This is a genomic window from Nocardiopsis sp. iso_238 (genome assembly GCF_056173325.1).
In genome coordinates this window covers 3,773,460-3,790,633 of record NZ_CM149668.1, presented here as the reverse complement: position 1 = coordinate 3,790,633, position 17,174 = coordinate 3,773,460, and the positions used below count along the sequence as shown (strand labels likewise).

The 17,174-nt window shown below is 64.2% G+C and carries 10 protein-coding genes; 4 read left to right on the top strand and 6 right to left on the bottom strand.

Annotation, left to right across the window (positions count from 1 at the left end; all coding sequences use genetic code 11):
• Positions 1–398 precede the first annotated feature (398 nt).
• The gene (gene pglW / locus AC0VYL_RS17210) at positions 399–4,685 is read left to right on the top strand and encodes a BREX system serine/threonine kinase PglW (RefSeq protein WP_475480832.1); all 4,287 of its coding nucleotides are present in this window, start codon (positions 399–401) and stop codon (positions 4,683–4,685) included.
• Between the two features lie 51 nt (positions 4,686–4,736).
• Here the strand turns inward: pglW and AC0VYL_RS17205 are convergent, their stop codons facing one another.
• The 6 genes from AC0VYL_RS17205 to AC0VYL_RS17180 all read right to left on the bottom strand — a co-directional run bounded on the left by AC0VYL_RS17205 (position 4,737) and on the right by AC0VYL_RS17180 (position 11,729).
• On the bottom strand, positions 4,737–6,341 hold the full coding sequence (locus AC0VYL_RS17205; RefSeq protein WP_475480831.1) for a hypothetical protein: 1,605 nt from the start codon (positions 6,339–6,341) through the stop codon (positions 4,737–4,739).
• A 63-nt stretch (positions 6,342–6,404) separates the two neighbouring features.
• On the bottom strand, positions 6,405–8,843 hold the full coding sequence (locus tag AC0VYL_RS17200) for an ATP-binding protein (protein WP_475480830.1): 2,439 nt from the start codon (positions 8,841–8,843) through the stop codon (positions 6,405–6,407).
• On the bottom strand, positions 8,833–9,444 hold the full coding sequence (locus AC0VYL_RS17195) for a DUF6879 family protein (RefSeq protein ID WP_475480829.1): 612 nt from the start codon (positions 9,442–9,444) through the stop codon (positions 8,833–8,835). The genes AC0VYL_RS17200 and AC0VYL_RS17195 overlap by 11 nt, the downstream gene beginning before the upstream one ends.
• Complete coding sequence (locus tag AC0VYL_RS17190) at positions 9,437–9,706, bottom strand: hypothetical protein (RefSeq protein ID WP_110049001.1); 270 nt, start codon at positions 9,704–9,706, stop codon at positions 9,437–9,439. Before AC0VYL_RS17190 ends, AC0VYL_RS17195 begins: the two co-directional genes overlap by 8 nt.
• 977 nt (positions 9,707–10,683) lie before the next feature.
• Positions 10,684–10,869: a DUF397 domain-containing protein gene (locus AC0VYL_RS17185; protein ID WP_475480828.1), complete on the bottom strand. Its 186-nt coding sequence runs from the start codon at positions 10,867–10,869 to the stop codon at positions 10,684–10,686.
• Positions 10,866–11,729: a helix-turn-helix domain-containing protein gene (locus tag AC0VYL_RS17180; RefSeq protein ID WP_475460780.1), complete on the bottom strand. Its 864-nt coding sequence runs from the start codon at positions 11,727–11,729 to the stop codon at positions 10,866–10,868. Before AC0VYL_RS17180 ends, AC0VYL_RS17185 begins: the two co-directional genes overlap by 4 nt.
• A gap of 238 nt (positions 11,730–11,967) precedes the next feature.
• On the opposite strand from AC0VYL_RS17180, the gene AC0VYL_RS17175 reads away from it, so the two are divergent.
• From AC0VYL_RS17175 to pglX, 3 genes are all read left to right on the top strand, one after another.
• A complete protein-coding gene (locus tag AC0VYL_RS17175; protein WP_475480827.1) occupies positions 11,968–12,540 on the top strand; it encodes an ATP-binding protein in 573 nt (190 codons plus the stop codon).
• A 109-nt stretch (positions 12,541–12,649) separates the two neighbouring features.
• The gene (locus AC0VYL_RS17170) at positions 12,650–12,973 is read left to right on the top strand and encodes a hypothetical protein (protein WP_475480826.1); all 324 of its coding nucleotides are present in this window, start codon (positions 12,650–12,652) and stop codon (positions 12,971–12,973) included.
• Between the two features lie 155 nt (positions 12,974–13,128).
• Entirely contained in the window at positions 13,129–16,845 is a 3,717-nt protein-coding gene (pglX, locus tag AC0VYL_RS17165) for a BREX-2 system adenine-specific DNA-methyltransferase PglX (RefSeq protein ID WP_475480825.1), read from the top strand.
• The last annotated feature ends 329 nt before the right edge of the window (positions 16,846–17,174 follow it).

Below are 17,174 nucleotides of genomic sequence, written 5' to 3'. Positions count from 1 at the left end.
CGCCGCGAAGATTCCTGATTCGATTCCGGCGTGCTGCGGTTAATGATGGGAACGGCGTCACCCGGCGGTGGGCACGGACTCACCTGTTGGGCTTCCGCTTCGTGTGTCTGGTTTCACTCTTCCCCCTTGTTCATCAGCGTGCACAGGAATGACCGATAGCGGCCACGCAGGGGAACCAGCCAGGCTTCTGGAGCGAAAACGTGACTCTCGGGTTACCACTGAGGTCAAAGGCACCTCAGGTTCCGCTCCCAGGAACTGCGTGGACCGGCCTGTGTCGACTTCTCCCTGGGGCCGAGCTGTGGATGGGCAGGACTCCAAGGACAACCCCTGCTGTCTCACGGGAGTCCTATGCTGGGCGGGCAGTCGCGCGTCGCAGAACCGGACAGGGAGCGGATCGGATGTCGAACCGGTGGTGGGGGAAGCCCTCGGAGTTCCCCTGGGAGCAGGCCGCGCTGGAGCACATCCGGGAACGGTTCCCGACCACCGGCAACTACCGTGCCTGGGCCGGATTCACCTTCACCGCGCGCAACGAGCGCATCCGCGAGTGCGACCTGTTCGCAGTCACGCCCACCGGTGCCTACCTCATCGAGATCAAGAGCCACCCCGGGCACGCCACCAACCAGGGCAGTGAGTGGACCTTCGTCGACCGTGACCGGCGTCGTCGGACCATCAGCAACCCCCTGCACCTGAACGACCTCAAGGCCAAGGAACTGAAGAACCGCCTGCAGTGGGCGGTGAACAAGCTCGGTCTGCGCAACGTGCGGATCCCCTTCATCGAGGCGGGGGTGTTCCTCTCCGACCCCGACCTGCGATGTGAGTTCGACGAGGTCCAGGCCGCTCACGTCTACGGCCGCGACGGACTCGAGAAGCAGACCGGCCTGCCCGGGGTGTCGGACGGGCTGATCAACACCCCCCACAGCAAGGTCGACCCGGGTTTCCTCAAACACGTGACCCGCCTGATGGAGACCATCGGCATCACGCCCATGGACCGCGCCCTCAAACTGGGGGAGTACACCCTGGAGAAGCGGTCCTTCGACAGCGGACCCACCTGGACCGACTTCAAGGCCAAGCACGAGCGCCTCGGCGGACTCAGCCGCGTGCGCCTTTACCACTACGGTGAGGACGCGAGCGAGGACGAACGCCGCTCCGTTGAGCGCGCGGCCAAACGCGAGTACATGTCCCTGGAGGGGATCTCGCACGAGGGCATCGTCAAAGCCGAGTATTACGGGCTCATCGAGGAGGGCGGCACTGACCTCGGTCCGGCGATCGCCTTCCGGCACCACAAGTCCTGGCAGCGCCTGGACCACTTCATGGCCGAACACGGCGAGGGCTTGGACGTCGACACCCGCATGGTGATGGTCCGCCAACTCGCGGAAGCGGTCAACCACGCCCACCGCAACCGGCTCTACCACCGGGCGCTGGCGGCCCGCAGCGTGTGGGTGGAGATGGACGGCAGCTACCCCCGCCTGTACATCGCCGACTGGCAGGTGGCCTCCAGGGAGAGCCTGCGCCTACGCGGTAACCGCACCTCGCACGCCGCATCCAGCACTGGAGCCACCGAGCACCTGGACGCTGCCCTGGGAAGTCGAGCCCTCGCCGCGCACGTGGAGAAGGCCGCGGCCGCGTATCTGGCCCCCGAGTTCCCCGACTACGCGGGACGGGCGGCCGCCCAGGACCTGTTCGGCCTGGGAGCCCTGACCTACCTGATCTTCACCGGGCGGCCTCCTGCCAGAGACCGTGCCGAGCTCAGTCAAACCATTCAGCAGCACGAGTGCCTCACCCCGGCGGCGGTCAGCGACGACATCGTCCCGCAGCTGGACACCCTGGTGCGGGAGTCGACGCAGCGCTCCCCGAACGACCGGCTGGCCACCGTGCAGGCGTTCCTGCGCGGACTCGACGAGGTCGAGGAACGCCTGACCCTGCCCGAGGTCACCACCGACCCGCTCGAAGCCCGGACGGGGGACGAGGTCACCCCGGGATGGGAGGTGCGCGAGATCCTGGGTAAGGGGGCCACCTCCCGGGCGCTGCTGATGCGCAACCAGGCGGCCGGGCGCGAGATCGTCTACAAGGTGGCGCTGAACACCGGATCCGCGGCGGCCGCTCTGCGCAGTGAGGCCGAGACCCTGCGCGAGGTGGGCGCTCATCCGCGGATCGTGGACATGGCCGCCACCGAGAAGGGGGCCGACCCCGGCCTGGAGGAGATCGGGGAACGCACCGTCCTGGTCCTGGAGCGCGCCGGACAGAAGACCCTCTCCGACTTTCTGGGTGAGGAGGGTGCGCTCACCAGCGGTGAGCTCCACACCTTCGGCCAGCACCTGTTCGAGGCGCTGGAGCACCTGGAGGAGAGGGCCGTCCTGCACCGGGACATCAAACCCGCCAACCTGGGGGTGGCGCAGACCCGCAAGAAGGCGCGCGCCCTGGTGCTGTTCGACTTCTCGCTCTCCAAGGCCCCGCTGACCCACACCTCGGCCGGAACCCGAGGCTACCTCGACCCCTTCCTCGGTGAGAGCCGCCCCTACGATGACTACGCCGAGCGCTACGCGGCGGCGGTGACCCTGCACGAGATGGCCACCGGTGAACTGCCGCTCTGGGACGAGGACGGCGTCTCTCCGGAGTTCCTCGGCGAGGACGTCGAGGTCCCCCGCCTCACGGAGGAGGCCTTCCCCAAACAGAGCCGTGCCGCGCTGGTGGACTTCTTCCACCGTGCCCTGCACCGGGACCTCGGCAAGCGCTTCGCCTCCCTCGCGGACATGCGCACGGCGTGGCAGGCCTCCTTCCATGCCGCGCCCCCCGCTGAAGCGGCGCAGGACACGGAGGAGACCCGTCGGCGCAACATGGAGAGCGCCACGGTGGAGACCCCTCTCCACCTCGCGGGCCTTACCCCCCTCGCGGTGGACACCGCCCAGCGGATTCTGCGCTGCGAGACCGTCGGTCAGCTACTGCGCACCCCGGTCCGGGACATCACCCACATGCGGGGCAGCACTCGAGGGATCCGCAACGAACTCAGCAGTGCCACGGCCTACTGGCGCAAGAGTCTGGACGTGGCTGAGTACGCCGTCCCGGCCAAGGCCAAGTTGCCCAGCGGCGCCGATGAGGAGACCAAGCGCAACGCCCTGCTCGACCAGGTGATTCGTCAGCTGCTGCCCAACACGACCGAGGCCAACCGCTGGTGGGTCCGGGTGGTACGTGAGCTGCTGGGTACGCCCGAGGGCAAGAAGGGTCTCCTGGACTGGTGGCCCACCCGGCGCGAGATCGCCGACCGGCTCTCCCTGCCCCAGGAACGGGTCGAGGAGGCGCTGCAGGAGGCCTTCGCACACTGGGCGAAGAACGCCTCTCTGATGGGTTCGGTCCGCGACGACGTCACGGACATCCTGGACCGCAACAACCGGCTCCGCGAAGTGCGCCAGATCGCCTCCGAACTGCTGTCCATGCGTGGTTCCACCCTGGAGACGGAGGAGCGCTCGGTGTACGCGCTCGCCGCGGTGCGGGCGGTGGTGGAGTACGAGGAACAGCGGACCGAACAGCGCTTCGTGGCGCGGCGCTACCCGCGCCGGGTGATCGTCGCTCGGGTCATCGACAACGACCCCCTGGTACCGGTCGAGGGTGACCTGTTCGACTACGCCGAATCCCTCGGTGAGCGCGCTGACGAACTCGTGGCTCTCGGCGGCTCCGACGCCCTACCTGGTCCCGGTACGGTGCGGGAGGCCCTGCGCGGAACGGAGTCGCCGGAGGGCATGAAGCCTCTCCCCGACACCGCGTTGGTGCAGCTCGCCGCGGCAGCGTCGGAACGCGCGGCGGCGACCCCGCGACTGGAGCTGTACCCGGTCGACCTCGACCTCGAGCGGGCCCTGCGCATCACCCAGGCCATCGGCTACCTGGGCAAACCCGGGATCACCCCGGAGCAGATCAGCGACCGGGTGCGTTCGCGCTTCCCCGCACTGCCCGCGCCGAGCCGAAAGCAGCTGCACGCGCTGCTCAAGCACCGCCACCCCAAACTCCGTGAAGAGCGGGTCGGCGACACCGTCTGCTGGTATCTGGAGCCGGAGTTCACCACCTACCAGCCCTCGACCCACACCGGACACCACCACGAGCTGGACCAGGTGGGTACCGCGTCCCTGCAGGCCTGGCAGCGACTGGAGCAGGCGGTCCAGCGGGGCGGCTACCGGGCGCTCAAGACCTGGCTGCCCGACACCGAGCGCTCAGCTCGGATGCTCACGCGTATGCCGGGCACCGTTCCCCTCGACGTCTCGACCGAGTTCGTCCGCGTGGTCGACGAGGTCATGGAGGCCAAGGGCAGGGGCCTGACCTGGGAGCACTTGGCCAAGGCCGACAACAGTGAGCCCCGGCCCAGGCCCTTCGAGACCCTGCTCCAGGAGGTGTTCCAGCGCCTGGGAGAGAGGGTGCGCACTGCCAGTGCGGAATCACCCGCCGGTAGTGGTGTGGTGGTGCTGTACCGGGCGACACCCCTGGCCCGGTACGAGGCGGGCCGGTCCCTCCTGGGCCGCCTGATCCAGGAGGCTCGCGAGGCCGACCGTGCACCGTACGGCCTGTGGCTGCTGTGCCCCATGCGGGGTCCGCAGACCCCGGCCACGCTGGACGGCCAGCCCGCCGGCATCATCGCTGACTCCGAGCAGGTTCTGCTGCCGAGGGGCTTCACCGCCCCGGAGGCCGTGCTGGTCGGGTAGCCATTGCTCAAAAACTGTGATGCGGTACGTGAAGTTGCTCCGGGGCCACCTTCAAAGGTGACGTGGACCCGGAGCCGCCTGCGCCATGGTTTGATTCTGGGAGTCGCTGATTCCCCTGTGGTATGGCTTCCATATCTTGTCCTGAAGCTCGATCACATCGAGGACTACTTTCTGATGGCCGATCATGAATTCGCGAGTGCCGATGTGGAAATCGATGTTCTCGACGGGCAGATCGGGTGAGATGAGGGTGTCGATGACCTGGTCTAGAGAACTGGGTGCATCGAGACCGGTCATGTATCGAAACGACGTCACATGAATGTCGTCAAAGGGAACTGGCCGAAGACAGAGCTGTTGGGGTGTGGCCACAGCCCATGTCCAGTCGATATCGGAGAACTTGGGCCAGCCGTGGGGCAGTTGAACTGTTGCTTCACCCGAGGTCAGCTCGGTGCGGAGCCTGTTGGCCTGGGCCGATGCCGATTTCACCCAGTCTTCGATCTTGATGACTTCAGGCAAGGAGATTGCGTCGATGGGCCACTTGATCTCCAGGCACACACCGCGTCGTTGTTGCGGATCCACGGCTACCACATCAAGATCCCCAGCAATACGGTTGTCTTGGCGCCGAGCCCGTATGCGCTCGGACACAAGAACCCCAGGAATCTCTCCAAGCCAGTCCTTCCATTTCTCTGCCCGGCGTCCTTGGCGTTGGCCAATAGGACCATAACGATTTGGATTATAGGCTGAACTGCGCAGGATGATCGCGTCAACGGCCCGAGGTGTGATCAGTGGCGGGCACACGATGACATTCCCCTGTACCTCGGCCAGAGGTGATGCTCGGCAGGAACGACCTTTTTTGAAGGTAAGCTGATCGATGGTGGCTTCGACATGTTCTGACGGGACCGTGGGTAGCTGGTCGGCGACCATCTCTGACAACTTATCTCGATGAATATGGGCAAGTGTTGTTTCGGTGCGCTTAAGTATGTGTGCTGTCGACTCACAAAGTGAGGCAAGACCCATGATGACCGACAGTACGGCGGTAGCGTGGCCGACGGTAAGACCTTCATCGAGTCGGAACGTGTCGGGAAGAGTGCCCTCCGGTAGAGCCTGCCGGTGAATGTCAATGGCCGATTGTGCGCGCTGGGCTGCAGCGTGGAGAACCTCCGGTGGGGGGAGTTCCCGGGATGGTCGTGACCGGCCCCTGATCCACTCGCGCTCGGTTGAGGAGAGCTCCGGAAGACTAGTGGGGTGGGCGGCCTGTTCCAGGTGCATGTCAGCGGCTTCGATTGCTGGATCCCAACGGAAGCGAACACGGAAGGCGTTGCCTCGGCGACGCACCTCGTAGCCTCCGGCTCGCACGGTTCCCTCGAGGTTATCCAGACGGGCCGATGCCAGGGCAGCGATGCAGATTTCCATGGCGTTTTCACTGTCACAGGCCCCTTCCCCCAACGGAAGCTCGTGATGCCACGTGATGATTTGGGCAAGTACGGTTTCCCAGGGAACTTCCGTGTCAATCCCACGAGCAAACTCCATGGCGCGAAGACGGGTTGCGCATTGCAGCAGGACCAGTAGCCGCTCTGGCCCGGATTTCCAACCAGCGAGTTCGCGTTCGGCCTTTCGGCGGCTGCTAATGAAGCTCAGGAGTGCGTCATCTGGTCTCATTTGTCCACCTATGAATCCCTGGTGCTTTTTATGCCATCGAGTTATCCGCAACTCAACGGCTACTCAAGAGCCGTTCACGTCGCCAAGATGGGCGGTGAGTTGCTCGCGTAGGTGCTCGGCTCTTGGGTCATGGAAGTCCCCAATGGACTCCAGAGCCTCGCGCCGGTACCTTTGGGCCCCCGTTTCTTCGCCGTTCTGGGTGATTACTGTGGCCAAGCGATCCAGGCAGACCGCCAGGTTCCAGTGGGCGCCGTTGCGGCGGTAGCCGTTGGCGGCCTGGTGGTAGAAGCGGGCCGCCTCGTCCAGACGGCCGAGGGACTGGTAGATCCCGCCTACACCCTCGAAGGACTCGGACTCGCGGACGTGCTCACCCATCGATCGGTGCAGGCTGGCCGCCTCATGGAAATGGCGGAGCGCTTCCTCCGGGCGGTCGAGCATCGAGTAGGCGCGGCCGAGCTCCAGGTGAGCGAAACCCTCGTAGGTGGTGAGGTCGAGATCGTGGGCGATCTCCAGAGTTCTCTGCGTCAGCGACAGGGCAAGATCGGCCTGCCCCGCTTCCCGCCTGGCTGTGCTCAGGGCGGTGAGACAGGCGAACTCGCTGGCGCGGTCCCGGGTCTCCCGATGGATCGCAAGAGCGTGGTCGGCCAGCGCCACCGATTCCTCCCATCGCCCCAGTTCCAGGAGGCAGCGGACCAGGTTCCCCATGGCGATCCCCTCCCACAGGCGGTTTCCGAGACCTCGGGCCGCAGCGAGGGAACGCTCGAAGTTCTCGCGCGCCTGAACGAGCCTGCGGCCGCGTTGCTGGGCCAGGGCGAGGGCGTTCAGGGACATGAGGACCCCGTGTTCGTCACCCAGTTCCCGCCTCAGTTCCAGGGCACGTGTGTGGTGCTCGATACCTGCCTCGAACCGGTTGGCCTGGAGGTGGGCTATACCGAGGTTCTCCCAGAGGTCGGATTCGGCCCGAGGGTGGTGTTCTGTGCGTAGGGCCCTCAAGCCGTGGTCGAGCATCCTGATCCAGGGTTCGCCGTAGACGGGGAAATGCCCCAGCACGTGGGGGAACCGCCAGGTGAGGTCGGTGAAGTCGTGCTCGGCAGCCGTCTGTGCCGCGGCTCTCAGGTTCGGTTCCTCCTGCTCGAACCAGCGGAGCGCGTCCGAGTTGTCGGAGAGAACCGGCCCCGAGGACGGAGCAGTGAGGACCTGGTCCGGCTCCGGGCGGCGCAGGTTAGAGTCCACGGTGAGAGCCGCGGAGTAGGCCGTGCGCAGATACCAGGTCAGGAGGCGTTTCAGGGCTGCTGTTCGGTCTTGGGCGGTTTCCTCGTCGCGTACCTGGTCCATCGCGTAGGAGCGAATCAGGTCGTGGAACCGGTAGCGGTCCGTGCCGGTCTGCTCGAGCAGGTGGGCACCGACGACCGTGTCCAGTGAGCGTCGGGCCCTGCGCACCGGAAGGTCGGCGAGCGCGGCTACGGCGTTGGTGCCGAAGTCCCTTCCGGGGTGCAGGCCGAGGAGCCGGAACAGGCGTGCCGCGTCCTGGGGCAGGACCCGGTAGGACCAGGCGAAGACGGAACGGACGGTGTCCGCCTCCTCCTCGTCATCGGTGGCCAACGCGTCCCACAGCCCGGATTCGTCGCGCAGGTCCTGGATGAGGTCGGCCAGGGGCATGTGCGGACGGCTGGCCGCGCGTTCGGCCGCGATGCGCAGGGCCAACGGAAGTTGTCCGCACAGGCGTGCGAGTTCGGCGATCTCGCTCGGGTCATCCTTGGGGCGGTGCTGCACGGTCACGTACTCGAGGAGTTCCACCGCCTGATCCGTGTCCAGGGTGCGTACGGTGAGTCGCCGTGCCCCGTCCCTGGCGACCAGCCCGGACAGCCGGTCCCTGCTGGTGATGACCACCGCGCTGTCGGCGGAGCCGGGCAGGAGCGGTCGCACCTGGGCGGCGTTGGCCGCGTTGTCCAGCAGGATCAGCACCCGCTTCTCCGCCAGGTACGAGCGGTAGAGGGCGGACCGACTGTCGGTGTCGGGTGGGAGTGAGTCTGCGGCGACGCCAAAGGCCCGGAGGAACCGCTCCAACACCTGGTCCGCTGGCAGGGGCAGCCCTGGACCGTACCCCTGGAGGTCGACGTAGAGCTGTCCGTCGGGAAAGCGGCCGCGGACCCGGTGTGCCCAGCGCAGTGCCAGGGCGGTCTTCCCCACCCCAGCGGTGCCGACGATGACGTGCATCGCCGCCTCTGCTCGCCCGCCGGACTCCTGACCGGTACCGGGCATGTGGTTGCTGAGTAGCTCGAGCTCACCGGTGCGGTTCACGAATCCGCGCACGTCCGCGGGGAGCTGTCGCGGTACCGGGGCACCGGAGCTCTCCTGGCCGTCCCCGTGGAAGTGCACTCCACCACGGACGTCCCGAGCCTGGATCGCTCGTCCGGAGACACCCGACATCCGTGACTGATGGCCGCTGGTCGAACCCTCCTCGGGTTCCTCGCCCGGAAGAGGCGTGTGCTCATCGAGCACGGGGCGTTCCCACTTCGGCCACCTCGCGGACGAAGTAGTCCTCCACGGGTTCGGCCCGCTCGTGCAGGGCGGCGATTTCGGACCGGCACTGTTCGAGGAGAGCGTGGTCGGTATAGCGAACCGCTCCCTCGGCCTCTCCGTGAGCGTCGTAGAGGATCCGGTAGGTCACCTCCTCACCGAGAATGACGATCTCCGGGACGGGGCCTTCCTGTTCGAAGGCGGAGAGCGCCTCCGGGGTGACGACACGGATGTCCTCGCCGCACTGGGCTCGAATCCTTGCGGAGTGCAACTCCCACAGCAGGTAGGTCGACAAGGGCTGCTCGACGACCCGGACCCGCCGGACCCGGCACCCGGCCTGGGCCAGGCCTTCGAACATCTTGCGCAGGGCGGGACGATCAGCCTCCATCAGCCGAAGGGACTCCTCCCGGCGGCCCTGGAGGAAGGCCATCCAGCTCTCGCTCTCCGGCTCGTGGAACTCCTGCTGCCGTTCGAGTTTCCAGACGTCGGCGCTGCGGAGTGATCGGAAGCGGTCTCCGAAGTCATCGCCGTACTCGGAGAGACTCAGGTGGTCGCCGGGGAAGGAGCTGACGGAGTCAAGCATCTGCGATGTCCGATTTCGCTGAGACGAGTGTGGAACGGGGGATGATGACCAGCCGTTCGTCTTCTGCGATAGCCACACCCTCAGGGAGGCGTGGAGCATAGGAATCAGTGAGATCGCGACCTATGACCGCGATGTCCCCGTTGTCGAGCTCCCAGATGTCCGGGCATTTGTCGATGTTGTTGGAATTGCCGAGTTCGGCCGGTGAGGCTCCAAGCCTGCGCTTCATTTCCGCTGATGAGTCCGCTTCCCAAGGGTCTGCCATGGGTTCCCCTCTCGCGCGCTCCGGCATGGGGGTGAGCGCGCTGCAAGCAAAATAACATGCCTCGGTCGTGGGCCGAGAGTGGATTTGGTGAGGGAGATCCATGGTCGGTTTCGCCGTGGTGGCATGGCCTGAGGCTCTTGCCAGACAGTCGGTCGACTCCGGGGAAGTAGCAGCTCATGGCGAGATGCGGGACTGGAGCGTGGACGGTTGATGTCCGGTTCCCTTGGGTGGCCTAGGCCGGACGAGGTGGGAGATCCCTGAAAGTCTCCGTAGGTCCTTGAGTGCTTCTGCGGAGTGGTCACCAGCGTGGATCTGAAGTCTTTCTGTCCGCAGTTCAGGAGACTGATCGGTTGCGATGCTGTCAGGGCCGGAGTAAGCGACAAGAATCCCGATGTGGGGGGTTTGCGCGATCAGTCAAATATGGGCTGAAGAAGCAGCAGGGCGCAGCGGGGGTCAAACGCCCGTGCGTGCGTCCGGTGCTGGATCGCGCTTCGAGCTGCCCCCTGGGATTCGGAGGACCCGCGGTCAGTCGCGTTGGAGCGCGGTCCCCTCGACGTCGCGTAGGGAGTAGCGCTCCGGCTCTTCGCCGGTGTGGCGGAGGGTGGCGATCTCCGCGCGGCATCTCGCGGCGATGTCGCGGACAGTAAACCGATCGCCCTCCAGGAATGCACCCTGCTCGTCGTACCGGCTCGCCGACGACGCCACCCTGTCGCCAAGCCCGAAGACCTAAGGAACCTGACCACTGTGTTTCCACCTCCTCAGTGGTGCCGGGGAGATCCGGATGACAGCAGAGACGGCTGGTGGACGCCTGCCTTGCTTGGGGCGTTCGCATTTGGCGCGAGAGCCTTCAGCATCATGCCGACTGGTCACCACTGAGAGGTGGAGTAGTGCTGCCGGGGACCGGTGGCCGTCGCTCTCAGAGACAGCGTGGCGGCCGACAGAAAACTGTGCCCGGCGGCCACCACGTCACACTGGGATTAGCTCTGGGAGGTGCGGGCCGATGTCAGGAAGGCTGACCACTCGGCTACGGGGAAGGGGACGTGGCCCTCGGCGGGGTGTTTCGAATCGCGGACAGCCGCTCCGCAAGGCAGGTCAGCTACCTCTACGCAGTTGGGTTCTTGCCCGCTGTAGCTGCTTTTGCGGAAAACCAGCTCGTTGCTCATCGGTCACTCTCTAGGGACGTGAGCACGTCGGTAATGAACCGGGCGCTCTGGGTAGTGCTCAGTGCAGTGCCCTGGATATCGCCAAACGTGGCACTGTAGCGCGCAACATCCTTGGGCTGCTCGAAGAATACTGAATCCGTCACGGTACCGACATGGACGATCGGCAGCGCCAGGTGTTCGGGGAACTCCAGGATGCTGAACGGGGCAACCAAAGCAGCGTGAGAGCCTGCGGTGAACGGCAGTACCTGAACGTCCACGTTGGGCATCTTCGCCATGTCGAGAAGGTGCCCCAGCTGCTGGGACATGATCGACGCGTCACCCACCATCCGCCGCAGAGCTGCCTCATCCATGACGACTCGAAAGTGGACCGGGTTGATACGAGACAGGATCTCACGCCGAGTCATCCGAGCGTCTACACGGTGGGCAATGTCCTTCGCATCGGTGTAGCGCCCACCCTGGAACAGGGCTTCGGCGTACTCCGGTGTCTGAAGCAGCCCAGGGATGACCAACCCCTCGAAGCTACGGATGACCGAAGCCTCCGCCTCGAAATCCGGTAGAGCCTGCTCCCCAAAGACCTCCCGATACTTTGACCACCAGCCCCTCTCCTTGGCATCGCGCGCCAGAGCGTGCATAGCTAGGCGCTTTGAGGGGTCGCTGATCTCGTAAAGATCCATGAGCTTGTCCAGGTCACCAGTGGTGATGCGACGAGTCTCAGTGGTCTCGATCTTGCTGATCTTGGACGCGGTCCACCCCAAGGCCTTGCCCGCCTGGGCAACCGTCAGCTTGGAGCGTTCGCGACCCTGCTTGAGCTCGGATACGAGCAGACGGAGCCTGAGGGTGGGGCTGTAAGGGATGCGCATGGGACGAGCCTAGCCGAAAAACTCGACATTTTCCCGAATCGCTTGACTCTCGACAATGTCGAGTTGCAAGATGAGTGTGTAGCCAGTGACCGGCGTCTCACACACAGTGGCAGGACCTCGGGTGCTCAGGCTACGTCGTGCCCCTTTCCCTCCGTAGGGAAAACGTGAAGGTCATCGGCCTTGCGGGCACTCCCTCGCCCCACTCACTGCTTCCGCCTGCGTAAGGAGTCTGTTCGTCATGCCCGTACTCGCCCCCGTACCCCCGATGGCCCAGGTGACCATCGCCCTCCACGAACTCGTGCCCCACGCCTACCGGCACTACTTCAACGGCCGACCCGACCGCCCCCACTACCGCACCCGCCGCTACGACTTCGGCGCCTCCCCGCTCTTCCTCCCACTGGTCCGGGCCTTCCTGAACACCTGCGCCGCCGAGCAGAGCACCGACTACCGCTACCTCTTCACCCTCATCGGCTCCGAACTCGCCAACAACGCCCTCAAGCACTCCCGCTCCGGACTGCCCGGACGCTCCTACCGGCTCCTGTGCGAACGCCACCGGGACGGACTGCGCGTCATCTGCCGCGACGACGGGGTCACCACTGACCGCATGATCAGCGTCCACGAACGCCACCACCTCACCGTTGACCCCGGCGGCCTGGACCCCACCAGCGACTCCGGGCGAGGACTGGCCATGATCAACGCCCTGGCCACCCACTGGGGCGACAACGGCCGACCCGGCCACCGCGAAGTCTGGGGCTTCCTCGCCTACGACCTGCGAGACAGCCTCTGGCCCCACCTGACCCACGAGCCATAGCCCTCAACAGCAACGCACGAAAAAAGGGCCCAGGAAAGCGCGCCAACGCTTCCCGGGCCCCCAACACAACCCCGAAATCCAGACCTAGCAAAGTCAGAAAGCAGGATCAGTGACGCATCCTATCCCCGCACCCCGACCCTCCAGCGACGCTCTCCCCCGAAACCCACTCTCCGGCCCGGCCTGCACCACCTGCGAACACCACTCCTGCCGCAGCCGCCGCGCCCAGCACCTGCCCCGCCTCGGCGGGCACCTGGCCGAGTACCGCACCGAGCACGACCTCGCCGCCACTCTCCAGGCCCGCAACCCGCACCTGATCATCTGGTACGGAGAGCGCACCGGCTCCTACTGGATCGCCAGCCCCACCGGCCTCACCGAGGTCCCCGACGTCCAGATTCTCAACCGGCTTCTGCCGCACCTCGTCGAACTCTGGTAACCCTGTCGATCGAAGACGGTGGTGGACCTCCATGCCTAGATGTCCACCACCGTCACACAGTGGGGATCACGATCGAGGATGCCGGTGTGACCAAGGTGCTCCACGCGTGACAATGGAGAGGTACCCCGTCCCTCTCGTTGTGGTTGGAGCCCCCCGTGGTCGATCAGGCGGTGCTGTTGAAGGACCTGCAAAAGCAGGTGAAGTTGTTGGAGGACGACCTACGCGAACGCGGTCAGGACCCGACAGCAATCAAGGGAACCGACTCCACGGGAGAGCCTGAGACCTTCGATGCCTCCCTCAAGCGCGAGTACCAGCGTGCGCGGGATGCCGAGCGTACGGCTGTCACCGAGGCGGAGTGGCGCGAGGGTCAGATCACCCAGGCCGCAGTGGCGTGGGTGCTGTCCACGGTCTTCCTCCGCTTCTGCGAGGACAACAGACTTCTTGAACAGCCGTTCATCGCAGGTCCGAAGGATGCGCGTGACCGGTACGGCGTCGCCCAGGAGCTGAAGGAGGCATGGGTTCTCCAAGGACGGAGCGAGAACCCCGATGCTACCGAGCGAACTGACCGTGACTGGCTGGAGCATGCCTTCGAACAGATGAGCGTCTCCTCGGTCATGGCGGGGCTCTTCGACAAGCGGCACAACCCCATGTGGACCATCACCCCGTCCCACTCGGCGGCCAAGCAGATTATCGACTTCTGGCGTGCCGTGGGCGAAGACGGCCACTTGGTCCATGACTTCACCGACTCCGAGTGGAACACCCGTTTCCTGGGCGACCTCTACCAGGATCTGTCCGAAGCCACTCGGAAGAAGTACGCGCTGCTCCAGACGCCGGAGTTCGTCGAGGAGTTCATCCTCGACTACACTCTGGAACCAGCGATCGAGGAGTTCGGCCTCGACGGTAACCGCATCTACCAGAAGGACAACAAGGGCTTTCGCCTGATTGACCCGACCTGTGGGTCAGGGCACTTCTTGTTGGGAGCTTTTCACCGCCTGCTTGGCAAGTGGCGCGAGGCCGAGCCGGGTACCTCGGACTGGGACCTGATCAGCCGGAGCCTGCGCAGCGTCCACGGCGTAGATAAGAATCCTTACGCGGTGGCCATCGCGCGCTTCCGCCTCCTCATCGCAGCGATGCAGGAGGGTGGGGTTACTGCCCTGAGTGCAGGTAACCCCGAGTGGCCCATCGTTGTTGCGGCTGGCGACTCCCTTCTCCATGGTCGTGGTGCTCCACAGCGTCAGGAGGATCTCTTCGGCTCTGGGAGCGAAGTTCACCGTTACTCCTCGGAAGACATCTTCGAGTACGAGCTCGAGTTCGATCTGCTGGGCGTCGCCAGCTATCACGCAGTGGTTGGGAACCCTCCCTACATCACGGTGAAGGACAAGCAGGAGAACCAGAACTACCGGAATCGTTATTCTACGTGCTCAGGAGCGTACGCTCTTTCAGTTCCGTTCGCTGAGCGCTTTTTCAATCTCGCCAGGCGTGCGGGGGGTGACAAAATTGGTGCTGGTTTCGTTGGTCAGATCACTTCTAACTCCTTCATGAAGCGCGAGTTCGGGAAGAAGCTCATCGAGGAATTTTTCCGTAACGAAGTTCGACTGACTCACGTAATCGACACTTCGGGTGCATACATTCCTGCTCACGGCACGCCAACGGTGATTCTTGTTGGAAGGAATGTTCTTCCTGCGCACACTGGAACCGTGCGTGCAGTTATGGGTGTTCGAGGAGAGCCAGGGCAGCCTGTGATTCCTTCGCAAGGGCTAGTATGGTCTGCAATTGTTGAGCAACTTCGATTGGAGGGAAGATCTGACTCCGAATGGGTGAGCGTAGACGATTTGTCTTGGGGAGACTTTAAGGATTACCCGTGGAGCCTTTCTGGTGGTGGTGCGGGGAAGCTTCTGTTGGATTTGAAGTCGAATCCTGGCCTGCTGCTGGGGCGGATTGATGTGGTTGGACGGAGCACTCACACTGGCCTAGATGAAGCTTTCTATGGGCCGGATTCCGGTTTTGCGTCTAGGGGGCTTCTTCGGGCTAGCGTCCCAGTTGCCTTGGGTGATGGCGTCCGGGACTACATGATGAATTGCCCGGTTCGGGCAATTTTTCCGTATAATGATTCTGGGCTGCCTCGCGATATCTCGCGAAAAGAGTATGAGTTCCTCTGGAGGAACAAGGAGGCTTTGAGGAGGCGAGTTGATTTTGGGAAGACTCCAGAGTCTAGGGGTTTGCGGTGGTTTGATCACAGTATGTTCTTCCCTGGAAGGTATGTATTTCCGCTCTCAATTGCTTTTGCTTTTGTGTCGACGCATAACCATTTTGTGCTGGATCGTGGAGGGAAGGTCTTCAATCGTTCGGCGCCGGCGATCAAGCTACCGGAAGGGGCAACCGAAGACCAGCACCTGGAGTTGCTGGGGGTTCTGAACTCCTCGACTTCGTGTTTCTGGCTTAAGCAGGTGAGTCAGGGAAAAGGAAATCGGGGAGGGGAAAGGTCAACTGGGCGTTGGGAATGGGAGGAGTACTTTGAATTCTCTGGTACTAAGATCAAGGAGTTCCCACTTCCAGGTAGGCTTCCTTTGGGGCGCTCAAAGGAGATTGATTCCCTCGCGCAGAAACTGTCCTCTCTCGAACCCTTGGCCTTGGTCGAATCGAGTACCCCTACAGCTGAGGCCCTTGGGGCAGCTCACGCCGATTACATCGCCACTCGCAAACGGATGATTTCCCTCCAGGAAGAACTTGACTGGGACGTTTACTTCCGCTACGGCCTCACTAGCGAGGACCAGCTTCTCGAGTTGACCATCCCGGATACCTTCGATGTCCCCTCCACTTCCCTTGGGGAACGAGCCTTCGAGATCGTGCTAGCGCGCAAGTTGGCTGATGAGGAGGCTTTTGGAGCTTGGTTCGACCGTCATCGCTCCACTCCTATCGCTGAGATCCCAGAGCACTGGCCGGACGCCTACAAGAAGGTCGTCGCCAAGCGCATCGAGCTGATCGAGTCGGACAAGAACATCAACCTGCTCGAGCGCCCCGAGTACAAGCGCCGGTGGGAATCTGAACCCTGGGAGAAGAAGCAGAAGGCCGCGCTCAAGTCCTGGCTTCTGGACAAGTGCGAGGACCGGCGTCTCTGGTTCAACACCGACGACTACGGAGACGAGCGTTCCCATCCGCTTTCGCTTCGCGCCTTGGCCAACCGGGTCCGGGACCTGTTCCCCGAGGTAGCTGAAGTCGCTGCGCTCTACGACCCCACGAAGGATTTCGGTGAGGTCATCGAGGAGATCGTCAAGACCGAGCACGTTCCCTACCTCGCCGCATTGCGCTACAAGGACACCGGTCTGCGCAAGCGTGCCGACTGGGAGCGGGTGTGGGACCTCCAGCGTGAGGAGGACAAACTCAACGCCGATCTCGCTGAGGGGGAGAAGGAACACCGCCTCGACATCCCCGCCCCGCCCAAGTACACGTCCGCTGACTTCCGTCGAAACGAGTACTGGTCCAACCGCGGAAAGCTCGACGTGCCCAAGGAGCGGTTCGTCTCCTACCCGGGCGCGGAAACGGACAGCGACTCGACCCTCCTCCTCGGCTGGGCTGGTTGGGACCACGCCCAGCAGGCGGACGCCCTCGGAACCCTCGCCCATGAGCGCCTCGATGAACTCGGCTGGGGCAAGGAAGAGGACTACCGCGACAAGATGATTCCGCTCCTCGCGGGCATGCTCGAGCTGCTTCCCTGGGTCCAGCAGTGGCACACCGAAGCCGACGAGTACGGCGAGACCCCTGCCGACCACCTCAGGGCGGACCTCGCCGAACTGCGTGACACCACCGGCATCACCGAGTCGGAGATGAGGGCCTGGCGTCCGCAAACCGCCCGAGGGCGCAAGAAGGCCTGACCCCCAGCGCCCTCCGCTTCAACAATGCGGAGTCACCCCCACTTCACGGCTGGAGACCGCCCGCTGGTCTCCGGCCCGGAACCCACAGCACCCCCTCAACTTGCGTCCATCCCTTGGACGCGGCGTGCTCACGCCGCCGCTCCTCTGGGTAAGCAGTGGGTTGAAACCGTATGACAACCCGAATCCCACCCCGTTCGTCACATCAGTGCCCCAACCCTCCTTCCAACACAGCAAGACGAACCTCCCCCAGTACCTCGCCCTTCACCGCTCCACCGCACAGGGTGTTCCTGTCCTCACCCGGACTTAGGCTGGAACCCCGGCCCAGAATC